24 protein-coding genes and 1 other RNA gene are annotated in these 26,423 nt (G+C 66.6%); 13 read left to right on the forward strand and 12 right to left on the reverse strand.

Translation table 11 applies throughout. The annotated features are described in order from the left end of the window. Positions 1–137: 137 nt before the first annotated feature. Positions 138–635: a hypothetical protein gene (locus AC1PLA_RS12100; protein WP_481106196.1), complete on the reverse strand. Its 498-nt coding sequence runs from the start codon at positions 633–635 to the stop codon at positions 138–140. 186 nt (positions 636–821) lie between these two features. On the opposite strand from AC1PLA_RS12100, the gene cysS reads away from it, so the two are divergent. From cysS to AC1PLA_RS12115, 3 genes are all read left to right on the forward strand, one after another. Continuing rightward, positions 822–2,246, forward strand: coding sequence for a cysteine--tRNA ligase (cysS, locus tag AC1PLA_RS12105; RefSeq protein ID WP_481104609.1), 1,425 nt, complete (start codon positions 822–824; stop codon positions 2,244–2,246). Between the two features lie 298 nt (positions 2,247–2,544). After that, positions 2,545–2,982 carry a SufE family protein gene (locus AC1PLA_RS12110; RefSeq protein ID WP_016903219.1) on the forward strand — a complete coding sequence of 146 codons (438 nt, stop codon included), beginning with the start codon at positions 2,545–2,547 and terminating at the stop codon, positions 2,980–2,982. Then, positions 2,979–4,229, forward strand: coding sequence for an MFS transporter (locus tag AC1PLA_RS12115; protein WP_481104610.1), 1,251 nt, complete (start codon positions 2,979–2,981; stop codon positions 4,227–4,229). The genes AC1PLA_RS12110 and AC1PLA_RS12115 overlap by 4 nt, the downstream gene beginning before the upstream one ends. A gap of 179 nt (positions 4,230–4,408) precedes the next feature. Here the strand turns inward: AC1PLA_RS12115 and dksA are convergent, their stop codons facing one another. After that, complete coding sequence (dksA, locus tag AC1PLA_RS12120; RefSeq protein WP_104589891.1) at positions 4,409–5,452, reverse strand: RNA polymerase-binding protein DksA; 1,044 nt, start codon at positions 5,450–5,452, stop codon at positions 4,409–4,411. A gap of 90 nt (positions 5,453–5,542) precedes the next feature. On the opposite strand from dksA, the gene yidD reads away from it, so the two are divergent. The 6 genes from yidD to eutC all read left to right on the forward strand — a co-directional run bounded on the left by yidD (position 5,543) and on the right by eutC (position 11,833). After that, complete coding sequence (gene yidD / locus AC1PLA_RS12125) at positions 5,543–5,836, forward strand: membrane protein insertion efficiency factor YidD (RefSeq protein ID WP_039521874.1); 294 nt, start codon at positions 5,543–5,545, stop codon at positions 5,834–5,836. Continuing rightward, positions 5,833–7,182, forward strand: a complete 1,350-nt coding sequence (locus AC1PLA_RS12130) for a dihydroorotase (protein WP_481104611.1) — start codon at positions 5,833–5,835, stop codon at positions 7,180–7,182. The genes yidD and AC1PLA_RS12130 overlap by 4 nt, the downstream gene beginning before the upstream one ends. Beyond that, a complete protein-coding gene (locus AC1PLA_RS12135; protein ID WP_481104612.1) occupies positions 7,182–8,021 on the forward strand; it encodes a M23 family metallopeptidase in 840 nt (279 codons plus the stop codon). Before AC1PLA_RS12130 ends, AC1PLA_RS12135 begins: the two co-directional genes overlap by 1 nt. 208 nt (positions 8,022–8,229) lie before the next feature. Then, entirely contained in the window at positions 8,230–9,594 is a 1,365-nt protein-coding gene (gene eat / locus AC1PLA_RS12140) for an ethanolamine permease (RefSeq protein WP_481104613.1), read from the forward strand. Continuing rightward, entirely contained in the window at positions 9,591–11,000 is a 1,410-nt protein-coding gene (locus AC1PLA_RS12145; RefSeq protein ID WP_481104614.1) for an ethanolamine ammonia-lyase subunit EutB, read from the forward strand. Before eat ends, AC1PLA_RS12145 begins: the two co-directional genes overlap by 4 nt. Beyond that, a complete protein-coding gene (gene eutC, locus AC1PLA_RS12150; RefSeq protein WP_481104615.1) occupies positions 10,997–11,833 on the forward strand; it encodes an ethanolamine ammonia-lyase subunit EutC in 837 nt (278 codons plus the stop codon). Before AC1PLA_RS12145 ends, eutC begins: the two co-directional genes overlap by 4 nt. Positions 11,834–11,855: 22 nt before the next feature. Here eutC and AC1PLA_RS12155 read toward each other — a convergent pair whose 3' ends face one another. Beyond that, positions 11,856–12,146, reverse strand: coding sequence for a hypothetical protein (locus tag AC1PLA_RS12155; RefSeq protein WP_047125245.1), 291 nt, complete (start codon positions 12,144–12,146; stop codon positions 11,856–11,858). A 177-nt stretch (positions 12,147–12,323) separates the two neighbouring features. Then, positions 12,324–12,812: a pyridoxamine 5'-phosphate oxidase family protein gene (locus AC1PLA_RS12160; RefSeq protein ID WP_024940409.1), complete on the reverse strand. Its 489-nt coding sequence runs from the start codon at positions 12,810–12,812 to the stop codon at positions 12,324–12,326. Positions 12,813–13,267: 455 nt separating this feature from the next. Here AC1PLA_RS12160 and AC1PLA_RS12165 point away from each other — a divergent pair, with 455 nt between their 5' ends. The 3 genes from AC1PLA_RS12165 to AC1PLA_RS12175 all read left to right on the forward strand — a co-directional run bounded on the left by AC1PLA_RS12165 (position 13,268) and on the right by AC1PLA_RS12175 (position 17,078). Continuing rightward, a complete protein-coding gene (locus AC1PLA_RS12165; RefSeq protein ID WP_245230811.1) occupies positions 13,268–14,407 on the forward strand; it encodes a putative acyl-CoA thioester hydrolase in 1,140 nt (379 codons plus the stop codon). Positions 14,408–14,765: 358 nt separating this feature from the next. Then, positions 14,766–16,436 (forward strand): glycoside hydrolase family 28 protein, encoded by a 1,671-nt coding sequence (locus AC1PLA_RS12170; protein ID WP_481104616.1) that lies wholly within the window; start codon positions 14,766–14,768, stop codon positions 16,434–16,436. 566 nt (positions 16,437–17,002) lie between these two features. Beyond that, positions 17,003–17,078: non-coding RNA, sX9 sRNA (locus tag AC1PLA_RS12175), on the forward strand. 4 nt (positions 17,079–17,082) lie between these two features. Here AC1PLA_RS12175 and AC1PLA_RS12180 read toward each other — a convergent pair. The 6 genes from AC1PLA_RS12180 to efp form a co-directional block, all read right to left on the reverse strand. Further along, positions 17,083–17,772, reverse strand: a complete 690-nt coding sequence (locus AC1PLA_RS12180; protein WP_024940412.1) for a squalene/phytoene synthase family protein — start codon at positions 17,770–17,772, stop codon at positions 17,083–17,085. A gap of 28 nt (positions 17,773–17,800) precedes the next feature. Continuing rightward, entirely contained in the window at positions 17,801–18,466 is a 666-nt protein-coding gene (locus tag AC1PLA_RS12185) for a phosphoglycolate phosphatase (RefSeq protein ID WP_481104617.1), read from the reverse strand. Positions 18,467–18,581: 115 nt separating this feature from the next. After that, a complete protein-coding gene (gene ubiG, locus AC1PLA_RS12190) occupies positions 18,582–19,301 on the reverse strand; it encodes a bifunctional 2-polyprenyl-6-hydroxyphenol methylase/3-demethylubiquinol 3-O-methyltransferase UbiG (protein WP_481104618.1) in 720 nt (239 codons plus the stop codon). A gap of 29 nt (positions 19,302–19,330) precedes the next feature. Next, positions 19,331–20,668 (reverse strand): TRZ/ATZ family hydrolase, encoded by a 1,338-nt coding sequence (locus tag AC1PLA_RS12195; RefSeq protein WP_024940415.1) that lies wholly within the window; start codon positions 20,666–20,668, stop codon positions 19,331–19,333. 18 nt (positions 20,669–20,686) lie between these two features. After that, positions 20,687–21,487 (reverse strand): PA3715 family protein, encoded by an 801-nt coding sequence (locus tag AC1PLA_RS12200; RefSeq protein WP_481104619.1) that lies wholly within the window; start codon positions 21,485–21,487, stop codon positions 20,687–20,689. Between the two features lie 52 nt (positions 21,488–21,539). Continuing rightward, positions 21,540–22,106, reverse strand: a complete 567-nt coding sequence (efp, locus tag AC1PLA_RS12205) for an elongation factor P (protein ID WP_007962665.1) — start codon at positions 22,104–22,106, stop codon at positions 21,540–21,542. Between the two features lie 103 nt (positions 22,107–22,209). On the opposite strand from efp, the gene epmB reads away from it, so the two are divergent. Beyond that, positions 22,210–23,238: an EF-P beta-lysylation protein EpmB gene (gene epmB, locus AC1PLA_RS12210; RefSeq protein ID WP_065031584.1), complete on the forward strand. Its 1,029-nt coding sequence runs from the start codon at positions 22,210–22,212 to the stop codon at positions 23,236–23,238. Positions 23,239–23,337: 99 nt separating this feature from the next. On the opposite strand, the gene AC1PLA_RS12215 is transcribed toward epmB, so the two are convergent. Together AC1PLA_RS12215 and AC1PLA_RS12220 are read right to left on the reverse strand one after the other, a co-directional pair. Continuing rightward, complete coding sequence (locus AC1PLA_RS12215; RefSeq protein ID WP_039526933.1) at positions 23,338–25,455, reverse strand: putative bifunctional diguanylate cyclase/phosphodiesterase; 2,118 nt, start codon at positions 25,453–25,455, stop codon at positions 23,338–23,340. Next, positions 25,452–26,381 carry a phosphate/phosphite/phosphonate ABC transporter substrate-binding protein gene (locus tag AC1PLA_RS12220; RefSeq protein WP_164741597.1) on the reverse strand — a complete coding sequence of 310 codons (930 nt, stop codon included), beginning with the start codon at positions 26,379–26,381 and terminating at the stop codon, positions 25,452–25,454. The genes AC1PLA_RS12215 and AC1PLA_RS12220 overlap by 4 nt, the downstream gene beginning before the upstream one ends. Between the last annotated feature and the right edge of the window lie 42 nt (positions 26,382–26,423).

A 26,423-nucleotide genomic window follows, 5' to 3' on the forward strand; every position in this document is an offset into this window, starting at 1 on the left:
GTGGGATTCCGGTCGGCGGGCACGCGAGGTCATGCCGGAGGCCATCCGGGCGGCGCTGGTGTCGTGCTGAAAGGCGTTTGCATACATAGGGCGCGAATCCTCGCATGCATGCGGGTACGGCGCAACCGCCGTGCAGCTCAGCGCGGCGGCGCGACGATAGCGTCGGGGATGTAGGGGGTGACCGACACGCGGATGCGCAGCCGGTTGCCCGGGTCTTCCGGCAGCCGCGAACGGTACTTGGTGCCCTTGTAGACGTAATCCACGTCGAAGGCGATCGGCCGCCGGAACTCGCGCGGCACCTCCACCACCCGGCAGTTGCGCCGCGTGCTGGTCGGCGGCACCGCCATCGGCACGGACGCCGGCTCGGGGCGACGGGAGAACATCTCCTTGACCGAATCCACCATCCGGTTAATGCGGCCCTCGTCCTCGGCCGGTGCCACGACCACCGGTGCGACCTGCTCGGCCTCGCATTGTTCTTCAATGCGGGTGGCACGCAGGGTCTGGTAGACCGGCTCGACATTGAGCACCTGCGCGTAATCCAGCTTCACGTTCTCGATCACCACCACCCGGTTCTTGGGATCGGTTTCTGCCGCGTGCGCTGACGATGCCTGCCAGGCGAACACACAGAGCAGCAGGAAGAACGGGGAAGGTCGCATCAGTACCAGGAGGGCGCAGCCAGGCAATACGTAAGTGTATGGAGCTTGCGATCCCTTGGGCTGAACGCAGCCCATCCAGTCACCGGTGCTGCTGCGCGCGTGCGGTTGGTTCGCCACACCGCCGCGACCGGCTAGAATCGCCCGGTTATCCTTTTTCAGATGCCGATGAGCCTGCGCCTGCACAACAACCTGACGCGGCGGGTCGAGCCGTTCGCACCGCTCGATCCGTCCAGCCCCACCCTGTATGTGTGCGGCCCCACCGTCTACAACTACGCGCATATCGGCAACGCCCGCGGCCCGGTCGTGTTCGATGTGCTGGCCGCCCTGCTGCGCCGGCGCTATGGCGCGCTGCGCTACGCGCGCAACATCACCGACGTGGACGACAAGATCAACGCCGCCGCGCAGGCGCAGGGCGTGCCGATCTCGACCATCACCGACCGCTTCGCCGCGATCTACCGCCAGGACATGGCCGCGCTCGGCGTGCAGCCGCCGGACATCGAACCGGAAGCGACCGCGCATATCCCGCAGATCGTGGCGATGATCGAGCAGCTGATCGCCAACGGGCATGCCTATGCCGCCGAAGGCCATGTGCTGTTCGCGGTGGCCAGCTTTGAGCACTACGGCAAGCTCTCGCGCCGCGACCCGGACGAGATGCTGGCCGGCGCGCGCGTGGACGTGGCGCCATACAAGCGCGACCCCGGCGACTTCGTGCTGTGGAAGCCCTCCAGCGACGAGCTGCCCGGCTGGGACTCGCCCTGGGGCCGCGGCCGCCCGGGCTGGCATATCGAATGCTCGGCGATGGCTGCCGCGCACCTGGGCCCGACCATCGACATCCATGCCGGCGGCGTGGACCTGCAGTTCCCGCATCACGAGAACGAGATCGCGCAGAGCGAGTGCGCGCATGGCGGAGCCACCTTTGCGCGGTTCTGGCTGCACAACGGCATGCTCAACTTCAGCGGCGCCAAGATGAGCAAGTCGCTGGGCAACATCGAGACCGTGCACGACCTGATCGCCCGGCACCCGCCCGAGGCGTTGCGTTACGCGCTGCTGAGCGCGCACTACCGGCAGCCGCTGGACTGGTCCGATGGCCTGATCGAACAGGCCAAGAACACGCTGGACCGGCTCTACGGCACCTTGCGCGACCTGGCCGCGGCCGAACACGCTGCCGGGATCGCCCCCGCACAGCCGGCCACGATTCCTGACGAGGTGGAAGCCGCGCTCGACGACGACCTCAACACTCCGCTTGCGCTGTCGGTCATCGCCAGCATCGCCTCCGAGGCCCGCGCGCTGCGCACCCAGCTTGCTCGAGGCAGCGACGCATCGGTAGGCACCGCCGAGCTGTCCGGCCTGAAGTCGCGGCTACTCGGCGCAGGCCTGGCGCTGGGATTGCTGCAGCAGGATCCGGCCGACTGGTTCTCGCGCGGCACCGACGCCGGCGACGATGCGCGCATCACGGCGCTGGTCGAAGAACGCAATGCCGCCAAGAAAGCCAGGGATTTCGCCCGCGCCGACGCCATCCGCACGCAGCTGGCCGACGAAGGCATCGTGCTGGAAGACACCCCGCAAGGCGTGCGCTGGAAGCGCGCATGACCTTCCTTCCTTCTCCCTTTGGGGGAAGGTGCCCCGCAGGGGCGGATGAGGGTGCGAGCGCAGCCACATGCACCTTCCTTGCGGTAAGAGCGAAGCCACCCGCATCGAATTCCAGCGAGGTTTCGCCCGTACCCTCATCCCAACCCCCGCTCCGCGCCCCGGCCCGCGCTGGCGGCGCGGGCGCTCCAAGGCATGCGCGCCAATGGCGCGCGTGCCGCGCCTTCTCGCCCCTGCGGGAGAGGGGCACCATTGCGGTGTCGCCGGGCAGCGCTATCACCGACCGATTCTGGATTTTTTGATGACCACCACCCCCTTCCCGCTTGAACCCACCGCCGTCGACGCACAGGCCGCCATTGCCGAGGAGTTTTCCTTCTTCGGCGACTGGTCCGAACGCTACCAGTACCTGATCGACCTGGGCCGCAAGCTGCCCAGCTTCCCCGAACAGTGGAAGACCGAAGAACACCGTCTGCATGGCTGCCAGTCGATGGTATGGATCGTGCCGGAAGGCAATGCCGAGCGGCTGGACTTCCATGCCGTCAGCGACTCGGCGATCGTCTCCGGGCTGATCTATCTGGCCTTGCGCGTGTATTCCGGGCGTAGCGCGCAGGAGATCCTGGCCACCGAGCCGGACTACATCGCCGGCATCGGGCTGGCCAAGCATCTGTCGCCGACCCGCAGCAATGGCGTGGCGGCAATGCTGGCCTTCATCCGCGACACCGCCCGCGCCCAGCAGTGAGCACGCCGACGCCCTCGCCCGCCGCTTCGCTGTGTACGCTGCTGGCCCACCCCGGCTTCGGCCTGGTGCTGCTGTATCGCGTGGCGGCGATGCTGTCGTACCAGATCGTCGCGGTCACGGTCGGCTGGCATATCTACGAGATCACCCGTAATCCGCTCTCGCTCGGGCTGATCGGCCTGGCGGAGATCCTGCCGTTCTTCTGCATCGCGCCGTTTGCCGGCTATCTGGTCGATCATCTGCCGCGCCGACGCCTCGGCATGGTCGCGGTGCTGGGCCTGGTCGCCACCGCGTTGCTGCTGTTGGCCATCACCCATGGCTGGCTGCCGGTGCAGGGCGTGTGGCCGATCTACGCGGCCATCGCGCTGACCGGTGCAGCGCGCTCGTTCCTGTCGCCGGTCTATAACGCGCTGTTCGCACGTGCGCTGCCGCGCGAGGCGTTCGCCCGCGGCGCCAGCATCGGCAGCGTCACCTTCCAGGCCGGCATGGTGATCGGCCCGGCGCTGGGCGGCGTGCTGGTCGGATGGGGCGGCAAGGGCCTGGCCTATGGCGTGGCCGCCGGCGTGGCGCTGGTGGCGATCCTGGCGCTGGCGCTGCTGCGTGTCAGCGAGCCGGTCAACGCAGGCCCGCGTGCGCCGATCTTCCGCAGCATCGCCGAAGGCGCGCAGTTCGTGCTGTCCAACCAGATCATGCTGGGCGCGATGGCGCTGGACATGTTCTCGGTGCTGCTGGGCGGCGCGGTGTCGATGCTGCCGGCCTTCATCCACGACATCCTGCATTACGGCCCGGAAGGGCTGGGCATCCTGCGCGGCGCCCCGGCGCTGGGTTCGATCGTGGTCGGGGTGTGGCTGGCGCGACACCCCCTGCAGCGCAATGCCGGGCGCATCCTGATGCTGTCGGTAGCCGGCTTCGGGCTGTGCACGATCGCCTTCGGCCTATCGCGGCACTTCTGGCTGTCGGCGGCGATCCTGCTGGTCTACGGCATGTGCGACGGGGTGTCGGTGGTGGTGCGCCAGACCATCCTGCAGCTGGCCACGCCCGATGCGATGCGCGGCCGGGTGTCGTCGATCAACGGCATCTTCATCGGCTCGTCCAACGAGCTGGGTGCGTTCTACGACGGCGTGATGGCACGCCTGGTCGGCCTGGTGCCGGCGGTGGTGATCGGCGGCTGCGTGACCCTGGGCGTGGTCGCCACCACCGCGTGGAAGGCGCCCAAGCTGCGCAAGCTGGATCTGCGCGACCTGCAGTGAGGTCTGCAGTGGTGCCGCAGGTCTGATCGACATCACCCAATCGACATGCCTGGCCGCACGACACGCGCCAGGCGTGTCGATGGCTGCAACGCCCGTTGCGCTTGCACGATGCGCATAAAAAACCCCGCACATGGCGGGGTCTTTCAGTCGACGGACAAGGCCTGGACCCTGTCGAACGATCAGTCGCCCTGCTGCTTCTGCAGGTGCTCCCAACGCTCCTGGGCGTCGATGGTGCGCTCGGCGGTCAGACGCGCTTCCAGGCGGTCGATGCCGATCTCTTCGCCGGTGTCCACGCAATAGCCGTAGTCGCCGTCTTCCAGACGCTTGAGCGTGCTGTCGATCTTGCCGATCAGCTTGCGGTGACGGTCACGGGTGCGCAGCTCCAGCGAGTTCTCGGTCTCGCGCGTGGCACGCTCGGCCTCGTCGCCGATGTCGCGCACTTCTTCGCGCAGGTTTTCGATGGTCTGCTTGGACTCTTCGACCAGGTCGTTGCGCCAGCTCTGCAGACGCTGACGGAAGTACTCCTGCTGCAGCTTGCTCATGTACTCCTCATCGGCTGCAGGCTTGTAGCCCTGCGGCAGGATCGGACGACCGGTGGCTTCATCGGTCTTGTACTCGACCACCTTGTACTTGGTCTTGGGAGTCGGGCTGGCCGGCTTGGAGGTCACAGCCACGGCCACCTTGCCGACCGGACGGGTCGCGGCGGGCTTGGCGGGGGCTTCGGTTTTGGTTGGCGTTTTTGCTGAAGATTTCGAAACGGGCACGGGATTCTTAAGTGGCGGGGTCGCAGGCTTTGCCGGCTTCGCAGGGACGGCCTTGGAGGCCGGTGCGGGCGCGGGCTTTTCAGCCTTGACCGGGACTGACTTGGCCGGAGTCGACTTGGTAGCCGGCTTCGGTACGGACTTGGGCGCCACCGGCTTGGCGGCCGGTTTGGCGGCAGCCGGAGCTGCCTTGTTCGCCGCCGGCTTGGCAGCACTCTTGGCGACAGGAGATTTTACAGGTTTGGCGGCCGCGGGTTTGGACGCTGCGGTCTTGGCGACCGGCGCCGGCTTGGCCGCGGTCTTGCTCGCAGCTGCCTTCTTGGCAACCGCTTGCTTGGCAGCCGGCGTCGCCTGCTTGGCGGCCGGTTTTGCAGCGGCAGGCGCCGCTGCCTTCTTCGCAACGGGTTTGGCGGACTTCTTGGCGGCCTCTACGGCCTTTTTTGCAGGTTTTTTAGCAGCCACGAAACGCTCATCCTTGGTTCCCCCGGGGCCCGGGAAAGCGGGCCTTTATAGCTTACCCCACGGACCCCCGGCAACCACGTATTAATCCAAGTGGCATATCATTGGCAAGTGATCTCACGCCTGCTCATCGCGCTGCTGCGCTTCTACAAGCGGTTCATCAGCCCCCTGCTGGGGCCGCGCTGCCGTTTTGCGCCCAGTTGCTCGGAATATGCGATGACCGCGATCGGCCGCTTCGGCCCGCTGCGCGGTTGCTGGCTGGCCGCACGCCGGCTCGGCCGCTGCCATCCCTTTCATCCGGGCGGGTTCGATCCCGTCCCCGACGCGCCTGCGTCCGGGTCCTCGCCCGTTTCCCCTTCCTGCAGTTGTAAAGGACCTCATCCATGAGCCGAACCCTCATCGTCAACGCCCGCCTGGTCAATGAAGGCAAGGAATTCGACGCCGATCTGCTGATCGAAGCCGGCCGCATCGCCAAGATCGCCAGCAAGATCGCCCCAGCCGCAGGCGACACCGTGGTAGACGCGGCCGGACGCTGGGTGCTGCCGGGCATGATCGACGACCAGGTGCACTTCCGCGAGCCCGGCCTGACCCACAAGGGCGATATCGCGACCGAATCCGGCGCCGCGGTGGCCGGTGGCCTGACCAGCTTCATGGACATGCCCAACACCAATCCGCCGACCCTGGACGCAGCCGCACTGCAGGCCAAGTACGACGCGGCGGCCGGGCGCGCCTGGGCCAACTACGGCTTCTACATGGGCGCCAGCAACGACAATCTGGCCGCGATCCAGACGCTGGACCCGAAGACCGCCCCGGGCATCAAGGTGTTCATGGGCGCCTCCACCGGCAACATGCTGGTCGACAACCCCGAGACGCTGGATGCGATCTTCCGCGACGCGCCGACGCCGATCATCACCCACTGCGAAGACACCCCCACCATCGATGCGACGCTGGCGCAGTACAAAGAGAAGTACGGCGACGCGTTGACCCCGGAGATGCATCCAGACATCCGCTCGCGCGAGGCCTGCCTGAAGTCCTCGCTGCTGGCGGTATCGCTGGCGCGCAAGCACAACACCCGCCTGCACGTGCTGCATATCTCCACCGCCGACGAGCTGGCGCTGTTCGAAGCCGGCCCGCTGGTCGATGCCGAGGGCAAGCTGCGCAAGCGCATCACCGCCGAGACCTGCATCCACTTCCTGCGCTTCGACCGCAGCGATTACGCGCGGCTGGGCAACCTGATCAAGTGCAACCCCGCGATCAAGGACGCCGACGACCGCCTGGCGCTGATCCAGGCGCTGACCGAGGACGTCATCGACGTGCTCGCCACCGACCATGCGCCGCATACCTGGGAAGAAAAGCAGAAGCCCTACGCACAGGCGCCCTCCGGCCTGCCGCTGGTGCAGTACGCGTTGGTGGCCGCGCTGGAGCTGGTGCACGAGGGCAAGCTGCCGATCACCCGCATCGTGCAGAAGTTCGCGCATGCGCCGGCACAGTTGTTCGATGTGGAAGAACGCGGCTTCCTGCGCGAAGGCTATTTCGCCGACCTGGTGATGATCGACAACACCCCGTTCACCGTGAAGCGCGAGCAGGTGCTGTCCAAGTGCGGCTGGTCGCCGTTCGAAGGCACCACGTTCCGTTCGCGCATCGCCGCGACCTGGGTCAACGGCCAGCAGGTGTGGGATGGCGAACAATTGATTGGCGTTGCCGCCGGTCAACGCCTGACCTTCGACCGCTGATGCGCGCAGCCCTGTTTGGCGCCTGGCTTGCGCTGGCGCCGCTCTCGCTCGCTGCCGGCAGCGTCGCTGCGCAGTCTGCCGACGCTACGGAGATGGTATTTCCGCAAAGCGCTTCGCAGGGCGCGCTGGTGATCGGCAAGGTGCCGGCGGGCAGCCAGGTGCAGTACGCCGGCCGCAGCTTGCGGGTCAGCGGCTATGGCAGCGTGGTGTTCGGCATCGGCCGCGACGCCAGCGCCCCGTTGCAGATGCAGATCACCCGGCCCGATGGCAGCAAACAGACCGCCAGCATCGCGGTGACGCCGCGCGACTGGCCGGTGGAGCGCGTCAACGGCGTGCCGCCCAAGACGGTCAATCCGCCTGCGGCGATCGCCGAGCGGATCAAGCGCGAGCAGGCGCAGGTCACCGCCGCGCGCGACCGCGACGATGCCCGCACCGATTTCGCCCAGCCCTTCATCTGGCCGGTGCAGGGCCGCATCAGCGGGCGCTTCGGCAATGCGCGGGTCTACAACGGCCAGCCCGGTGCCGGCCACTCGGGCATGGACATCGCCGTGCCCACCGGCACGCCGGTCAAGGCGCCGGCTGCCGGCGTGGTGACCTTTGCCGCACCGGACCTGTATCTGACCGGCGGCACCGTGTTGCTGGACCATGGCTTCGGGGTGAGCTCAAATTTTCTGCACCTGTCGCGCATCGACGTGAAGGTGGGCGACCGGGTGGAGCAAGGCCAGGTGATTGCCGCGGTCGGTGCCACCGGGCGCGCGACCGGGCCGCATCTGCATTGGGGGATGAACTGGTTCGATGTGCGCATCGATCCGCTGCTGGTGCTTGAGCGCAGCAAATAGCTAGCGCGCGCGGTGTGCCGGCAGTGCTGCCGGGCGGCGGCATGGTGTCTGCGACCCACCCGTGCGCGTGTGTTCGCCGCAGGGCTTTGGGGTATAACCGGAACGACCGTCGATCCTCGCCAGGCATCGGTGGACGATCGGTCACTGGCCGTCGGTCCGGTGCCTAGCCGCCGGACCTGCGTCATCTCCCCTCCCCCGACCGCAGGAGATGTGCGACATGCGCAACGAGCAACTCAAACCCACCCTGGGCACCTGGCAACTGTGGGGGATCGCCGTGGGTCTGGTGATTTCCGGCGAATATTTCGGCTGGAGCTACGGCTGGGGCACCGCCGGCACGCTGGGTTTTCTGGTGACCACGCTGCTGGTCGCGGTGATGTACACCTGCTTCATCTTCAGCTTTACCGAGCTGACCACCGCCATCCCCAATGCGGGCGGGCCGTTCGCCTACAGCCTGCGCGCATTCGGGACCTACGGCGGCATGCTGGCGGGCCTGGCCACGCTGATCGAATTCGTGTTCGCGCCGCCGGCCATCGCGATGGCAATCGGCGCCTATCTCAACGTGCAGTTCCCGACCCTGGACCCGCGCATCGCCGCGATCGGCGCGTATGCAATCTTCATGGGCTTGAACATCCTCGGCGTGGCGATCGCCGCCACCTTCGAGCTGATCGTGACCTTGCTGGCGGTGATCGAGCTGCTGGTGTTCATGGGCGTGGTGGCACCGGGCTTCAGCGTTGCGCGCTTTGCCGCCAATGGCTGGGCCGGTAGCGATGTATTCGGCCCGGCCGCCATTTCCGGCATCTTTGCCGCGATTCCGTTTGCGATCTGGTTCTTTCTGGCGATTGAGGGCGCGGCGATGGCGGCCGAAGAGGCCAAGGACCCCAAGCGCACGATTCCGCGCGCCTACATCGCCGGCATCCTGACCCTGGTGGTGCTGGCGCTGGGCGTGATGGTGTTTGCGGGCGGGGTCGGCGACTGGCGTCAGCTCTCCAACATCAACGACCCGTTGCCGCAGGCAATGAAGGCCGTGGTCGGCAACAGCTCGACCTGGCTGCATATGCTGGTGTGGATCGGCCTGTTCGGCCTGGTGGCCAGCTTCCACGGCATCATCCTGGGCTATTCGCGGCAGTTCTTTGCGTTGGCGCGTGCCGGGTTCCTGCCGCACGGGCTGGCCAGGCTGTCGCGCTTTCGCACGCCGCATCGCGCGATTCTTGCCGGCGGCGCGATCGGCATCGCGGCGATCTGCAGCGACAGCGTGGTCAAGATCCAGGGCATGTCGCTGACCGCGGCGATGATCACCATGTCGGTGTTCGGTGCGATCGTGATGTATGTGATGAGCATGCTCAGCCTGTTCAAGCTGCGCCGCGCCGAACCCAAGCTGGAGCGCAGCTTTCGTGCGCCGGGCTATCCGGTGGTGCCGGCAATCGCGCTGCTGCTGGCGCTGGTGTGTCTGGTGGCGATGGTCTGGTTCAACCCGATCGTGGCGCTGATCTTCGTGGGCCTGCTGTTGTTCGGTGCGCTGTGTTGCGTGCTGAGCTTGCGCAGCCAGGCCACGCCTGCGGCCAGTGCCAGATGAGCGGGTTCGCGTTTACCGCTGGCGGCGAGCGCTTCCAGTTTGCCGATCTCAAGACCTTGCTGGCCAAGGCCACGCCGCCGCGCTCGGGCGACCAATTGGCCGGGCTCGCCGCCGACTCCGGGCTGCAGCGGGTGGCCGCGCAGATGGCGCTGGCGGACCTGCCGCTGCGTCACTTCCTCGATGAAGCGGTGGTGCCGTACGAATCGGACGAGGTCACCCGCCTGATCGTCGACCAGCACGATGCGGCCGCATTTGCCGCGGTGGCGCATCTCACCGTCGGTGGCTTTCGCGACTGGCTGTTGAGTGCGCAGGCCGACGAAGCGGCACTGGCCGCGTTGGCGCCCGGACTGACGCCGGAGATGGTGGCAGCAGTCTCGAAGTTGATGCGCGTGCAGGACCTGATCCTGGTCGCGCAGAAGACGCGGGTGGTCACGCGCTTTCGCAACACGCTGGGCTTGCGTGGTCGTCTGTCCACGCGCCTACAGCCCAACCACCCTACTGACGATGCCACCGGCATCGCCGCCAGCGTGCTCGATGGCCTGTTGTACGGCAATGGCGATGCGGTGCTCGGCATCAATCCTGCCAGCGACAGCCTGGCCGCCACCACCGCGTTGCTGCGCATGCTCGATGCGGTGATCGCCGGCTACCAGATCCCCACGCAGTCCTGCGTGCTGGCGCACATCACCACCACCATCGACGCGATCAACCGCGGTGTGCCGGTGGACCTGGTGTTCCAGTCGATCGCCGGCACCGAAGCGGCCAATGCCAGCTTCGGCATCAATCTGGCGCTGCTGCAGGAAGGCCATGACGCCGGGGTGTCGCTGCGACGCGGCAGCGTCGGCGACAACGTGATGTATTTCGAGACCGGCCAGGGCAGCGCGTTGTCGGCCAATGCGCATCATGGCGTCGATCAGCAGACCTGCGAGGTGCGCGCCTATGCCGTGGCGCGGCAGTTCAAGCCGCTGCTGGTCAACACCGTGGTGGGCTTTATCGGCCCGGAATATCTCTACGACGGCAAGCAGATCATCCGAGCCGGGCTGGAAGATCACTTCTGCGGCAAGCTGCTGGGCGTGCCGATGGGCTGCGACATCTGCTACACCAATCATGCCGAAGCAGACCAGGACGACATGGACGTGCTGCTGACCCTGCTCGGCACCGCCGGCATCAACTTCATCATGGGCATTCCCGGCTCCGACGATGTGATGCTCAACTACCAGACCACCTCGTTTCACGATGCGCTGTATGCGCGCCAGGCGCTCGGGCTGCGCGCTGCGCCCGAGTTCGAACACTGGCTGGAACAGCAAGGCATCCTGCGCCTGCGCGATGGCCGTTTCGAACTCGGCAGCGAGCTTCCCGCACCATTCCGGCGTGCGCTGGAGCAATTGAACGCCGGCAGCGTGCAATGAGCAGCCCCACCACTCCTCCGCGCGATGCCTGGGCGCAGCTGCGTCAGCTCACACCGGCGCGCGTCGCGCTGGGGCGCGTCGGCACCAGCCTGCCGACCGCGGCGCATCTGGATTTCCAGCTTGCGCACGCGCAGGCGCGCGATGCGGTGCATCTGGCATTCGATCCACAGCCGCTGCAGGCAGCGCTGCAACAGCGCGGGCGGAACAGCATTCTGCTGCACAGCGCAGCGGTCGACCGGCACACCTATCTGCAACGTCCGGATCTGGGCCGGCGCCTGGGCGAGGATGCAGCCGCGCATCTGCGTGGCCTGACCGCGGTCCATGGCGGCGGGCACGATGTCGCGGTGGTGGTCGCCGACGGACTCTCCGCATTGGCGGTGCACCGGCATGCGGCGCAGATGCTGGAGCATATCGACGCGCTGGCTGCGCACGAAGGCTGGTCATTGGCGCCGGTGGCGTTGATTGCGCAAGGCCGCGTCGCCATCGGCGACGAGGTCGGCGAACTGCTCAAGGCGCGTCTGGTGATCGTGTTGATCGGCGAGCGGCCAGGGCTGAGCTCGCCCGACAGCCTGGGCCTGTATCTGACCTATACCCCACGCGTCGGCCTGACCGACGCCGCGCGCAATTGCATCTCCAATATCCGCGCCGAAGGACTGAGTTACGCCGAAGCGACGCACAAGCTTGCGTACCTGCTGCGTGAATCGTTCCGACGTAGGCTGTCCGGCGTGCAACTCAAGGACGAGGCCGAGCAACCGGCCCTGCCGTCGGCGGGCCCGTCCGATGCCGCGCCGCGCACATTCTTACTTCCCGATGGGATGCGGCCGGACTTTTGAACCTAGTTCGTAGTTAGCCGACTTAGGTAAGCGCGCCATCGTGCGGGTCGCTGGCCGCATAGGTGCTGGTCGGCAACTCGTTGTCGTGCGGATGGCGCAGGGCATTGCGTACCTCTTCCGGCAGTTGCTCGACATCCAGCATCACCTTGCCGGAATGCACATCACGCACGACCGACGCAGGCAGCACGAAGTCGCCCCCGTTCTCGATATTGATGACCAGCTCGGCGCCATCCTTGCGCACCTCGCGGACGGCACCGACGCCGACTTCGCCATCGCGCAGAAACACCATCTGGCCGATTTCGATCTGTTGCATCTTGTTTCTCCTCTGTCAGGCAGCGCGTGAACGCGCAGTGCCATGACCGTTCTTGTATGCAATCCAGGCTGACAGCGCCGATCCAGCCTCACAACTGGATCGGCGCTTACGCAAGCGACAACACTGTAATGGGAACGCCTGCACCATCGCGAAGATCGTGCAGGCGTGCGACAGGCCTCAGCGCAGCGGAACGTCCGCCACCTTGTCCTGGTAATCCTTTTTCGGGTCAACGCCGAACAACACCTTGATACCGGCCAACAGACTGGAGCCGTTGAGCCAGATCTGCGCGTGATCGGTGTCCAGACGCAGCAGCGCCAGCTTGGGATCGTCCTTGCCGCCTTCGTACCAGGCAGCCACATGCGGGTTCCACAGGCGCTCGACCACGGCCGGGTCAGTGTCTTCGCGCAACGAGCCGCTGATGCTGGCGAATAAGTCATGCCCCTTGCTGCTGAAGGCGCCGATGACGCGGCGGCCCTGCCCCAGCATGGCAATCAGCGCATTGTCCTTGGAGGTGAAGAACCAGATCGGACCACCGCTGTCGCCTTCGATCTGCGCGGTCATCGGGCGGGCATGCCCGTCTTCCACGCCATCCAGGCCCAGCATCACGGTGCGATCGGACTTCAGGGCTTTCCAGAATTTTTCCTGCAGCTCTTTGGGATCTGCCATCTCGATGTCTCACATGCGCGTGTTTACGCGGGTGACTCAGTCTGGAAGTCTCCCCGCCCACGGCATGTGACGATGCGCACTCCTGCCTGCACATGGCGGCAACGCGATCGCCTCCGGTGAAATGGTGCACCTGCATAAATCACGACAGCCCATGTGCCTGTTTGCGACGCAGTCACGTTGTAGAGCGTGATGCCACTAAAGCTCTTGAACATTGCATCTGAACGCCGCGCCGCTGTAGCGACCACGTCAGTAAGATCGCTCCGCCGATTGCTCCGCCATCCAGGGACACCCAGACGCGGTGACCGGCATCCGCCGATCGCATGCTGCGCCATGCTTGCGGCACATGCACGCGACGTCCGGCGGTTGAAGCGTATCCATCAATCGTCTGCGTCCCTTCCGAGAGAGCGCCACTCATGTCTGCATCACCCTTGCGCACGACCTGTATCGCCGCCGTCCTGCTGAGCCTTGTCAGTGCCGATGCCACCGCCTTGACCGGCACGGCCAGCCGCCCACAACTCACCAGTAGCGAGGCGAGCACGTACACCATCTCCAAGGCCCTGGCCAAGGCCGGCCCGATCACCGCCCTGGTCACCGACAACTGGAATCCCACTGCAGGGGTGGCGCTGTTCAGCGCAGACTTCGCCGTCGCCGCCGATGGCTCCACGCGCTACCGCACCGTGCAGTCGGCGATCGATGCCGCTGTCGCTGCCGGCGGCAGCACCCGTCGCTACATCAGCATCAAGGCCGGCACCTATACCGAACTGGTTTGCGTGCCGACCAACGCGCCGCCGCTGACCGTATTCGGCCTGGGCACCAACACCACCGACACCGTCATCCGCTTCAACAACGCCAACCCGACGCCCAAGCCGGCCGGCACCGCAAGTCATCCCTGTGCCAGCAATGCAGCGGCAACCACGGTGGGCACCTCCAACAGCGCGACACTGACCGTGCGCGCCGCCGGCTTCCAGGCGCGTCATTTGCGCGTGGACAACAACTATGTCGAAGGCACCTACCAGGACAACAACCAGTCGGCGGTCGCGCTGGCGGTGCGTGGCGACCAGGCCAGCTTCGAAGACGTGCTGGTGACCGGCAATCAGGACACCTTGCTGATCAGTGCGACCAATGCCGCCAATGTGATCCGCGCCTATTTCAAGAACAGCACGATCGAAGGCGATGTCGACTTCATCTTCGGCTCGGGTGTGGGCGTGTTCGACAACGCCACCATCCGCTCGGCCGGCGCGCGCCTGGGCAGCAGCCGTGGCGGCTACATCTTTGCGCCGAGCACACGCCCGGGCAGCGCCCACGGGTTCCTGGCGATCAATAGCCGCTTCGTCGCCGGCTCCGGATCACCCGACAACCAGACCTACCTCGGGCGTGCCTGGGACGAAGGCATCAGCAGCCTGTCCGCCTACGTCAACGGCACCTCACCCAATGGCCAGGTCACGGTGCGCAATTCCAGCCTGGGCAGCCACATCCGCAAGACCGCACCGTGGAATGCCTCCACCGTCAGCCGCCCGTACTGCAGCAGCAACTGCGCCAATTCGGCCAACCGGTTCTACGAATACGGCAATAGCGGTGCCGGCAGCGCGGACTGATGGTTCGCCACGCCAGGTTGCCCTGAGGCACCACGTCGCAACGCGTTGACGTTGCCACCCTCGCCTGTCGGCACGCCGTGTGATGCGGTGAGCCGGCAGGCGTTTTTGTTGCCTCCGATTGCGGCAATGCTGCAGCGCCTTCGGCAATGCGGTGCTGAATTCGCCCAGCCGGCAGCGTACCTGGACGCAAGAGGCCAACCTTGCTCGTCGCTCGCCGCCAGCCAAGTGCGGTGGCAAGCGAGATGGCTGGCGCGCTGACGACGTGTGTTGATGATCGCTGTCATGCGACTGCAACACCCAGGCGGCGCACCTTTGACTGATCGACAACGACTTTCGCATCCCACTCCCGGAGCATCCCATGCAGTCCGATTGCCCCTTTCCAGCGCTTGCGCCGTTGACGCTCGCGCTGCTTGGTCTGACGACATTCCAGGCCAGCGCCGCGCGGCCGCATACAGCGGGCGCGCCCGATACCGCGCACAGCATTTCCACCAGTTGGGGCGTGATCCAGCAACCGACACTGCCGACGCAGGTCTGCGCAACGCTCAAGGCCGCGTTGACGCCGGTTGCCGGTTCGCTGGACGCGCTCGATGCAGATCCCGCGCAGTCCAAGCGCGACACCGCGCGTTTGCAGGCGGCCATCGATGATTGCCCGGCCGGCAGCGCGGTGCGCCTGATGCCCGGCGATGCCGGCGAGTCCGGCTTCTTGAGTGGCCCGCTGACGATCAAGAGCAAGGTCACGCTGTGGATCGACCGCGGCGTCACCTTGTTCGGCTCGCGCAATCCGCAGGATTACGACAATGGTCTTGGCACCTGCGGCACCGCGACCAGCGACAAGGCCAAATCCTGCAACCCGCTGATCCACGTCGCCGATACCGCCAACAGCGGGATCGTGGGTGCCGGCAAGATCGACGGCCGCGGCGGCAGCACGCTCACCGCCGGCCCCAATGCAGGCACCGCCAGCTGGTGGGATCTGGCCTATCTCAATGTCAGCAAAGGACTGAGCCAGCACGTACCGCGGCTGCTGCAGATCGACGACAGCAGCGACTTCACCCTGTACGACATCACCCTGGAAAACTCGCCCAACTTCCATGTCACCACCGACAACGTGGTCGGCCTGACCGCGTGGGGCATCAAGATTCTTGCACCCAGCCTGGTCTACTCGCGCCCCGATTATCGCTGCCCGGCCGGCACAACGCCCGACGTCACTGCGCACGCCAGTTGCTTCACGCCCGAAACGGCCAAGAACACCGACGGCTTCGATCCGGGCCAGTCGAAGAAGGTTTTGCTGGCGTACTCCTACATTGGCACCGGCGATGACGGCGTGGCGATCAAGGCGCATGCCAGCAGCAAGCGCAGCATCGCCTCGGAAAACATGCTGTTCGCATACAACCAGTTCTACTACACGCATGGTTTTTCGCTGGGCAGCGAAACCGATGCGGGCATGCGCCACATCGCCGTGCGCGGCTTGAGCATCGATGGCTTCGACGCGAATGATGTCGCGAGAGACCCGTATTCGGCCAACGGCTTGCGCATCAAATCCGATGGCACGCGCGGCGGCCAGGTCTACGACATCAGCTTCGAAAACGTCTGCATGCGCGGGGTTGCCCGGCCGCTGGTGTTCGACGCCAACTATGCCAACGCGGCGGTGCGCAGCAAACTGCCGAGTTTCAACGGCATTGCGCTGACCAATGTGCACTCGCTGGGTTCCAAGGCGTTCGGCGGCGGCGAGCTGAGCTTCTATGGGTATCGCGATGCGACCACGACCTTGCCCATCACCCTGTCGCTGGACAACGTGGTACTGGAGGGCGGGCCGATCTCGTTCGCGCAACCGCACTTCGGTGGGCCGGCCAGCAATCCGGGCGCGACGCACTTCAGCTTCAAGGGCGGCCCGGTGAGCTTCTTCGATCAGCTATCCGAATCGGTGCCCAACGATGTGCAACTGCAAGGCAAGCCCGGACCGGGCACACCACTGCAGTGCAATGACGCGTTCATTGCCTACCACTCGGTATTGCCCGATTCGCCGATCTGATCTTGCGCTTGAGTGGCAGCGATGCTGCGATCAGACGATTCAAGCATGCATCAAAACTCGGCTGATCGAGGGCGCGGCGCCCCCACCGCTTGCGGGACACGCCGTGAACCCATCCCTAGGGGCTCGGTGGCGGCATCCATGCCGCCACACGGTCCCGCAAGCGGCAAGGACACCGCACCAGGGAGTTGGTCGGTGGCCGCAAAAAAAAAGCCGCTAGTAGCGGTGTCCGTTAGACCTCGAGTAGGCGCGTCATGCTCGGACAACGCGCAACGCACTGCTCTTAGCTTTGCACACCGACCATCTGGACTGGTCCTTGCCTGTCTACCGTCGTGGGACCTTACGCGGCATGGATCCCGCGTAAGAGCCTACACGGACGTACTTGCGGCGTGTCCCGCGACGGTGGGCGGGCAAGGGCCTCGCAGCCAAGCCGCAGATCGACCGCTCCACCGCTGATCTACCGCACCTCACAAGCCCTGATGCACAACGCGTAGAGCAATCGAGACTTGGAACCGCCAACAAAACTACCGCGCTAGCTTCAGGCCGCGCAGCCAATGCTCGGTATCAGCATGTACCACCCGTACACTCCGCTCACCGCGCGCCAGCCGCACTCACCTGACGACCGCTCGCGACGTTTTGTTAGCCGCTCCTAGTCCGCGCCGCTGGCAGCACGCCAGCTATGCCACAACTGCTGCACGGGCGGTGGATACGCTGCCTTGCCGGCAAGCTCGCGCTGCAGGCGCAGGCGCGCCAGCCGCGACCATACCCGGTGCGGGCGCGCCAACGCCGGTTTGCGCGGCCAGGCGCGCAGCAATTGCGTGCGCCATGCGGCAAGCGTCATGTCGCCGGGTGCGGCGCTGTCGCCGGCCACACGCTGGCGTGCGTCCAGCCATTGCAGCGCCACCGCGGTGGCATCGCCAGGCTGGGTGCGCGCAAACAGCGCGGCTTCCACGCCGACCACGGCCTCGGCGAAGGCACGCAATCTCGCCAACGCCTGCTGCAACGATTGCGGCTGCGCACGGGCGTCCTGCATGGCCGGCAAGGTGTCGGCCAGCTGCGCCCATGGCGCAGGCACCGGCTCCAGCACGCGCCCCAGCGGATGGCGCGAACGCTGCTGCGACCAGTCGCGCAGCTCCTGCTGCCACCATGCCAGCTTGGCGTCGGCCGGCAACGGGTCGCCGGCGATGTTCATGATGTCTTCCCATTCCTGCAGCAGCGCAAACCAGGCCGCCGTGAGGCGTCGCTGCGGTTCGGGAATGAAGGGCTCGGCAACCGACCATTCCGGCCAGCGCGTGCGCCACTTGTCGAGAAAACTGTCGAGAGCACTGGATTGGCTCATGGCGGGTCCAGAAAAAAGCGAAAGAAGATCAGGTCTGCGGCCACGCCACGGCATCCCACAGCGTCTGCGGCTGCGCGACGAGGACGTCGGCCTGCCAGCGCGACGGCTCGTCGTCGTGCAGGCGATAGCCCCACAACACCGCCACCGACGGCATCGCCGCCGCGCGCGCGGCCAGGATGTCGCGCTCGTCGTCGCCGACGTAGACGCAGTGCGCCGGCGCAACCCCGATGCGCTCGGCAGCTGTCAGCAAGGGCAGCGGATGCGGCTTGCGCTCGGCCAGCGTATCGCCGCCGATCAGCACCGCGCAGCGCTGCTCCCACCCCAGTTGCGGCAGGATCAGCCGGGCCAGATATTCAGGCTTGTTGGTGACTACGCCCCAGATGCAACCGGCACGCTCCAGCCGCAGCAGCAGTTCTTCGACACCGTCGAACAGCTGCGACTGCGTGCCGATCAAGGCCTCGTAACGACGCAGGAATTCCGGCACCAAGGCATCGCGCTCGACCGCATCGAGGTCGGCAAACGCCACCGCCAGCATCGCGCGCGCGCCCTTGGACACCACCGGACGCAACTGCGCCAGCGCCATCGGCGCACGCCCGCGCGCATCCAGCATCGCGTTGACGGTCGCCAGCATGTCCGGCGCGCTATCGAGCAAGGTGCCATCCAGATCGAACAACACCGCACGCGGAAACTTCATTGACGCCCCGCTACTCTGCGCTGGCCCGCGGTCATCGGTAAATTGCGATTCGGCCGACATCAAACACGCACGTGCCGTTGCGAATCCCGAATCTCCACTGCCCAATCCCCGCCCGTCACGGCTTCACCGCATAAGCCAGGTAATTGACCTCGGTCCGCGACGACAGGCGCGCACGATTGCGCCACGGCTCATACACCATGCCGCTGACGTCTTCCAGCTGCAGTTCGGCACTGCGCAACCACGCCGCAAGCTCTGCCGGCTTGATGAAATCCTTGTAGTGATGCGTGCCCCTGGGCAGTAGCCGCGCGATGTATTCGGCGCCGACCACCGCCAGCGCAAACGCGGCCGGGGTGCGGTTGAGCGTGGACAAAAACAGCTTGCCGCCCGGCTTGAGCAGGCTGGCGCAGGCGCGGATGATGGCGGTCGGGTCCGGCACGTGTTCGAGCATTTCCATGCAGGTCACCGCATCGAAGCTGCCCGGCTGTTCGGCGGCCAGGTCTTCCACCGACTGCACGCGGTAATCCACCTGCACGCCCGATTCCAGGCTGTGCAGGCGCGCCACCTTGACCAGCTCCGGCGCCAGATCGATCGCGGTGACCTGCGCGCCCAGACGCGCCATCGACTCGCTGAGCAGACCGCCACCGCAGCCGACATCGAGCACACGCGCGCCGGCCAGGCCCAGCCGTGCGCACACATAGTCCAGGCGCACCGGATTGAGCGCATGCAGCGGCTTCTGCGGGCCGTCGGCATCCCACCAGCGGTTGGCCAGCGCCGCGAACTTGTCCAGCTCGCTCTGATGGAAGTTGCTGGAATTGGGTTGGGGATTCGGATTCATGCGGAGCTCCGTGATGGGGTGACGCGCGCTCAGGCGCGGACGGTGCGGATGCGCTCGCGCCACTGCCGCGCATTGGCGACCAGGGCAGCGGTGTCCATGTCGATGAGCTCGCGCTGCACCAGTTTGGGCTTGCCGGCGATCCACACATCGGTGACCTGATGACGGCCGGCGGCGTAGATCAGTTGCGACAGCACATGATGCAGCGGCTGGGTCTCCAGTGCGGACAGATCCACGCAGACCAGATCGGCCTGCTTGCCGATTTCGATCGAGCCGATCCTGTCGCCGAAGCCCAACGCGCGCGCGCCGCCCAACGTGGCCGCGCGCAGCGTGGTGGCCGCGTCCAGTGCGGTGGCATCGTTGGCCACTGCCTTGGCCAGGATCGCCGCCGTGCGGTTCTCGCTGAACATGTCCAGGTCGTTGTTGCTGGCACAGCCGTCGGTGCCGATCGCCAGGTTCACGCCGGCACGTTGCAGCGCGCAGGCCGGGCAAAAGCCCGAGGCGAGCTTGAGGTTGGACTCCGGGCAATGCACCACGCTGACGCCGCGCTCGGCGCACAGGTGGATTTCCGCCTCGGTGAGCTGGGTCATGTGCACGGCGATCAGGCGGTCGTTGACCAGCCCCAGGCGGTCCAGCCGCGCCAGCGGGCGCTGCCCGTACTGGGCAACCGAATCGGCCACTTCCTGCGCGGTTTCGTGCGTGTGCAGATGCACCGGCAGATCCAGCTGGTCGGCCAGCATGCGCACGCGTTCGAAGTTGGCGTCGTTGACCGTGTACGGCGCATGCGGCGCGAAGGCGGTGCTGATCAGCGGATCGTCGCGCCACTGGTCGTGCAGCTCGCCGGCCCGTGCGAAGTATTCGTCGTCCGACGATGCCCAGGCGGTGGGGAAATCGATGATCACCGCGCCGACCAGCGCACGGAACCCGTGCTGCTTGTACACGGCCGCCTGCACATCGGCGAAGAAGTAGTTCTCGTTGACGCAGGTGGTGCCGCCACGCAGCATTTCGGCGATCGCCAGCGTGGTGCCGTCGGCGACGAATTCCGGCCCGATCACCGCCGCTTCCACCGGCCAGATGTGCTGCTGCAGCCACACCATCAGTGGCAGATCGTCGGCAACGCCACGCAGCAGCGTCATCGGGTTATGCGTATGCGCATTGACCAGGCCCGGGATCAAGGCCGCCTCCGGGCGCGAGACGGTCTGCGTCGGCGCAAACCGCAGGCGCGCCTCGGCGGTCGGCAGGATCGCCACGATGACGCCGTTGTGCACCGCTACCGCGTGATCGTCGAGCACCACCGCATGCGGCTCGATCGGCACGACGTAGCCGGCTTCGATCAACAGGTCGCAGACTTCGGGAGGGGCATTGGTCATGAGCGGATCCATAAAAGGTTAATTGTCGAACGGCCAGCTGGGATCGCCACCGGCCACAGGCACATAGCGCTGGCCGTCGTAGCGCAGCACCTGGCGCACGCGACGGGTGCGTTCGGTATCGGTGTCGCTGCCAGCGGCGCTCTCCACGGTAGCCACGTTGGCTGTCAGCACGATGTCCGCGTAGCCGGCGTGTACCTGCGGCGCCATGCTCACGCTCAGATTGGCCACTTCGGTGATCACATCGCCCTTGCCCAGACTGCACGGCTCGCCTTTCACACGTTGCCACGCATAGAGATCGCGTTGCAGCACCGGGCGCAGACTGCGCCCCTCGCGCACCATCAGGGTCAATGCCTGGTTGCTGTAAAAATCCGGGCAGCTGGGCCCGCGCGCGGCGCTGTGCACCACCACGCCGATCGCACGCACGCCCGTGGCCAGGTCGTAGCGCGCGGTGTCCAGGCGCAGGCTGTCGGCAGCGAGTTCGAAGGCGGCGTCCTCGCCCATTGCCTGCGCGTAGAACGCCAGCACCTTGCCGCTGGCGGCATCAAGCATGGCCACGCGCAACTCGAGGTCGCGCTCGCCAGGCACGCTCTCCGCATCGCCGGCAAATGCGATTGCGGCCAACCGGATCGCCGGGTCATTCGGCCACGGCTTACAGGTCTGGGCCACCAGACGGTCGACCGGCACCGCGGCGGCAGCGCCGCCCACGACGCCGGACGTTGCAATGGCCGCAACGGCGGCCACGTCATCGGCATCGCAGGTTGCGGCAGCCGATTGCGCAAAGGCCGGGCACGCGAGCAGCGCACCCCACAGCCCCAACACGACACTGGCACCGCGTCCCGCTCGATCAGGCCAGTGTCCCGGACGCATCGTCTTACTTGACGCGCGCCGAGTATTCGCCCGAGCGGGTGTCGACCTTGATGATTTCGTCCTGGTTGACGAACAGCGGCACGCGCACCACCGCGCCAGTTTCCAGCGTCGCCGGCTTGCCGCCGCCGCCGGAGGTATCGCCGCGCACGCCCGGATCGGTCTCGGTGATCTTCAGCTCGACGAAGTTCGGCGGCTGCACCCAGATCGGCGTGCCGTTCCACAGCGTCACGATGCAGTCTTCCTCGCCCTTGAGCCACTTGTCGGCGCCACCCATGCCGGCCTTGTCGGTCTGCACCTGCTCGAAGGTTTCCGGGTCCATGAAGTGCCAGTACTCGCCATCGCTGTACAGGTAGCGCATGTCGGTATCGACCACGTCGGCCACTTCCACGTCGTCGGTCGCCTTCATGGTCATTTCGACCACGCGACCGGACTTGATGAAGCGGTACTTCATGCGGGTGAAGGCCTGGCCCTTGCCCGGCTTGACGTATTCGGTCTCGGTGATGACCGCCGGCTCGTTGTTGACCAGGATCTTCATGCCGTTCTTGACGTCGTTCATGCCAACAGTGGCCATGGTGCAGCTCCTCGATAAGACCACGACCTGCCACAGGCCGTGGCAGGTCGGATTAGAATGGGGCGCCCGCCGCAACCGGCGGGCATTGGTTTTGTGACCGCACATGATACCCGCAGCCCCCCTCGCCTTGCAGCCATCTCCGCCTCCCACCCTGCAACCGCCACGCTGGCAGCAGCAGTGGCGCGACGCCGTGCGCGACCCGCGCGCGCTGCTGGCGTTGCTGGGCCTGGAGGCGCAGGCGGCCGGGATCAGCGACGCGGCTGCCGCCCAGTTCCCGCTGCGGGTGCCGCAGGCATTCGTGGCGCGCATGCGCCGTGGCGACCTGCACGACCCGCTGCTGCGCCAGGTGCTGCCGCTGGACGATGAAATGCGTCCGGTGCCCGGCTTCGGCCTGGATGCGGTCGGCGATGGCGCCGCCAAGACCGCCGACGGGGTGATCCAGAAATACCGCGGCCGCGCGCTGCTGATCGCCACCGGCAGCTGCGCGGTGCACTGCCGCTACTGCTTCCGCCGCCACTTCCCGTATGCCGAGGAAACCGCCGCGCGCGACGGCTGGCGCGACGCGGTCGCCACGATCGCGGCCGACCCCGGCATCGACGAAGTGCTGCTGTCCGGCGGCGACCCACTGTCGCTGGCGACCGGCAAGCTGGCCGAACTCACCGATGCGCTGGCCGCCATCGGCCACATCAAGCGCCTGCGCATCCACAGCCGGCTGCCGATCGTGCTGCCCGAGCGTGTCGACGCGCCGCTGCTGGCCTGGTTGCGCAGCCTGCCGTGGCCGGTGGCCTTCGTGGTGCATGCCAACCACGCCAACGAATTCGATACCGCCGTGGACGATGCCATGCGCGCCCTGCGCGGGGCCGGCGCGCAGCTGCTCAACCAGGCCGTGCTGCTGCGCGGCGTCAACGACAGCGTGGACGCGCTGGCAGCCCTGAGCGAACGCAGCTTCGCCGCCGGCGTGCTGCCGTATTACCTGCACCAGCTCGACCGGGTGGCCGGCGTGGCGCATTTCGAAGTGGACGATGCGCGCGCGCGCGCGCTGCACACCGAGCTGGCCACGCGCCTGTCCGGCTACCTGGTGCCGCGCCTGGTGCGCGAAATTCCCGGCGACACCGGTAAACGGCCGCTGTAACCACCCAGCTCTCAAACACATCGGATCGTAGGAGCGCACCCGGGCGCGACGGGCGTTACCGGTCATGCTTCGTCGCGCCCGGGTGCGCTCCTACGCTGCTCAGCCTGCGGCGATCAGCTTGACCATGTCAGCCGGGCTCAGCGGGCGGCTGAACCAGTAGCCCTGGCCCAGGTCGCAGCCACGCTCGCGCAGCAGGTTGAACTGCGCTTCCTGCTCGATCCCCTCGGCCACCACCGTGATGCCCAGCGAATGCGCCATGCCGATGATGGCCGTGGTCAGCGCCAGATCGTCCGGGTCGCGCTGCAGGTCGGCGATGAAACTCTTGTCGATCTTGACCCCGTCCACCGGCACCTGGCGCAGATGGCTCAAGCCGGAGAAACCGGTGCCGAAGTCGTCCAGCCACACCTTCACGCCGGTGCGGTGCAATTGATCGAGCAGGCTGGCGGCCATCATTTCGTCGCCGATCACCGCCGTTTCGGTCAGCTCCAGGTGCAAGCGCGCGGCCGGCAGGCCGGACTCGGCCAGGCACTCGGCCACGGTGTCGATCAGGTCGCCACTGCGCAGCTGACGCGGGGAGACGTTGACCGAGATGAACAAGCCCTCGCCCACCACCGGCCATTGCGCCGCTTCCAGGCAGGCCGCGCGCAGCACCTTGGGGCCGATCACCTCGATCAGGCCGCTCTGCTCGGCGATATCGATAAAGGTGGATGGCGCAATCGTGCCCAGCGCCGGGTGCTGCCAGCGCAACAGCACTTCCACCCCCACCAGCACCCGGTCGCTGGTGCGGTAGATCGGCTGATAGACCAGCCGCAACTCGTCGCGATCCCAGGCCCCGCGCAGTTCGTGCTCCATGTGCACGCGCCGCTCCACCGCATGATCAGCGGCGCGGCTGTAGAAGCGATGGCAGTTCTTGCCGGCGACCTTGGCCTGGTACATCGCGATGTCGCCGTTCTTCAGCAACGCAGTGGCATTGCTGGCATCGTCGGGGAACAGCGTGATACCGATCGAGGTGCCCAGGAACACCTCCCGGCCCTGCACATTCAAGGGGCGGCTCAATTCGTGCACCAGCCGGTCCGCCAGCTGGGCGGCAAGCAGGCTGACATCGCCGTTCTGCAGCAGGATCACGAACTCGTCGCCGCCAAAGCGCGCCAGGATCGCATCGTCGCCGCCCAACGCACCGACCGCGCGGCTGATGCGGCTGGCGAACTGCAGCAGCGCCTCGTCGCCGGCCTCGTGGCCCAGCGTGTCGTTGACGCGCTTGAAGTCGTCGATATCGGCGAACAGCAGCGCCAGCTTGCTGTCGGTGCTGCGGGCGGTGTTGAGCAGATGGTCCAGGCCCTCGCGGAACCCCAGCCGGTTGGTCAGCCCGGTCAGCGCATCGGTGTAAGCCATGTGGCGCACCTCGCGATCGTGCCGGGCGATGCTCTCACTCATGCGGCCGAAGGCGGAAATCAACTCGCCGATCTCGTCGTTGCGCGGATGCGGGGGCAGCTGCACCGCATAGTCGCCACGCTCGATCTGGCGCGCGGCCGCCGCCAGCAACCGCACCGGCGCCACCAGGGTGCGCTGCACGTAGATGGCCAACAGCACCCCCAGCGCCACCAGCGCGGCCAGCAGCACCAGCAGCCAGCCCAGATCGCGCTTGCCGATCGCGTTGAGGTTCTGCACCAGGGTCAGGTTGGCGCCGGATTCGATCCTGCGCACCCGCTCGCGCGACATGCCCACCCGCACCCCGCCGATGCGCTGGTCGCCGATCTTGATCGGCACCGTCACGTCCAGCACTTCCGGCGTGGATTGCAACAGCATGGCCCGCGCGGTCACCGCCCTGGCCGCGAGCGGGTCGGTCATGGCCTGGCCGTAACGCTGCAGATTGGGCGAGCCGTCGTGCACCAGCCGGCCGCGTCGATCGAACACCAGCACGTAGCTGACCACCTGCTGCCGCGAGGCATTGCGCACCAGCGCCCCCACCGCGCCCAGGTCGGAGTAGTACAACGGATTGGCCAGGCCGTTCGCCAGCTCGGTGGCCAGGGTCTCGCCACGCGTGCGCAGGCTGCGATCGAACAGCTCGTGCAGGATCTGCGCGCTGAGCCCGCGCACTTCGCGCTGCATCGCGCTCTGGCGCTGCAGCAGCGACGCCAGGATTGCACCGACCAACAGCAGCGTCAGCGCCATCACCAATAGAAAGCGTGCCTGCAGCCCGAAGCGCACCTGAGTCATTCCACTTGATCCCTGACACGGTGCAAGCCGGCGCTCAGCGCATCCAGGCGCCGACGGCTGGCAGCATCCAGCGGGTGGAAGGCGGTGGTGCCGAAGAAGCGCTTCAGGGCCGGCCCGGCCTTGGGGTCGGCGGCCGCCTGCAGCAGCACCACGCGCAGCCGCCGTTCCACCGCCGGATCCATGCCGGTGCGCACCATCTCCACTGCGCGCGGCACCGGCGCACTGCGATGCACGATACGGAAGTCGCGCTTGAACACCTGCGGCAGATGGCGTTCGTCGTCCCAGTCGGCGTTGCTGAAAGCGCCCGCATCGATCAGGTGCTGATGCACGAGGGCGGAGATATTCAATTTCGAGCCGACCATCAGGTAACCCACCGAGCCCGGCACCTGGCTGTCGTCCGGCGACAGCAGCACATCGCAGGCGATGCCGTTGCGCACCAGCTCCAGCATCGGCAGCAGATAGCCGCTGGTGGAGGAGGCGTTCTGCAACGCCAAGGTGTGGCCGCGCAACTGCTTGAGCGACTGGATCGGGCTGTCGCGACGAACGAAGAACACCGTATGGAACTCGCGCAGGCCGCCGCGCTCGGTCATCACCAGCGGGTGCGCACTGCCGCGCTGTTCCAGCAGCATTGCCGCACCGGTGGTTTCACTGACCCAGTCGACGCGGCCACGCCGCAGGTAACTGGACATCTGCCGTGCATCCGGCGCCATCAGGATTTCGCCACGGCGGATACCGACCTCGTGCATGCGGGGCACCACGTAGTCCAGTAGGGGCTTGAGTTGCGCGTAATGCGTGGCGGGATCGTCGCTGATCCGTCCAAGCACCAATACCGGGGAAGGCGCCGCTGTCGCCGTCGCGGCAAAGCCTGCCCCGGCCAACAGCCCGCAGGCAATCAGACACCATCGTAGACCGCGCAAAACGGACACTCCCCTAGAGCCGCCGACAGCCTAGCCGAATCTTTCGAGATG

The sequence above is a fragment of the Xanthomonas sp. NCPPB 1826 genome (assembly GCF_056725285.1).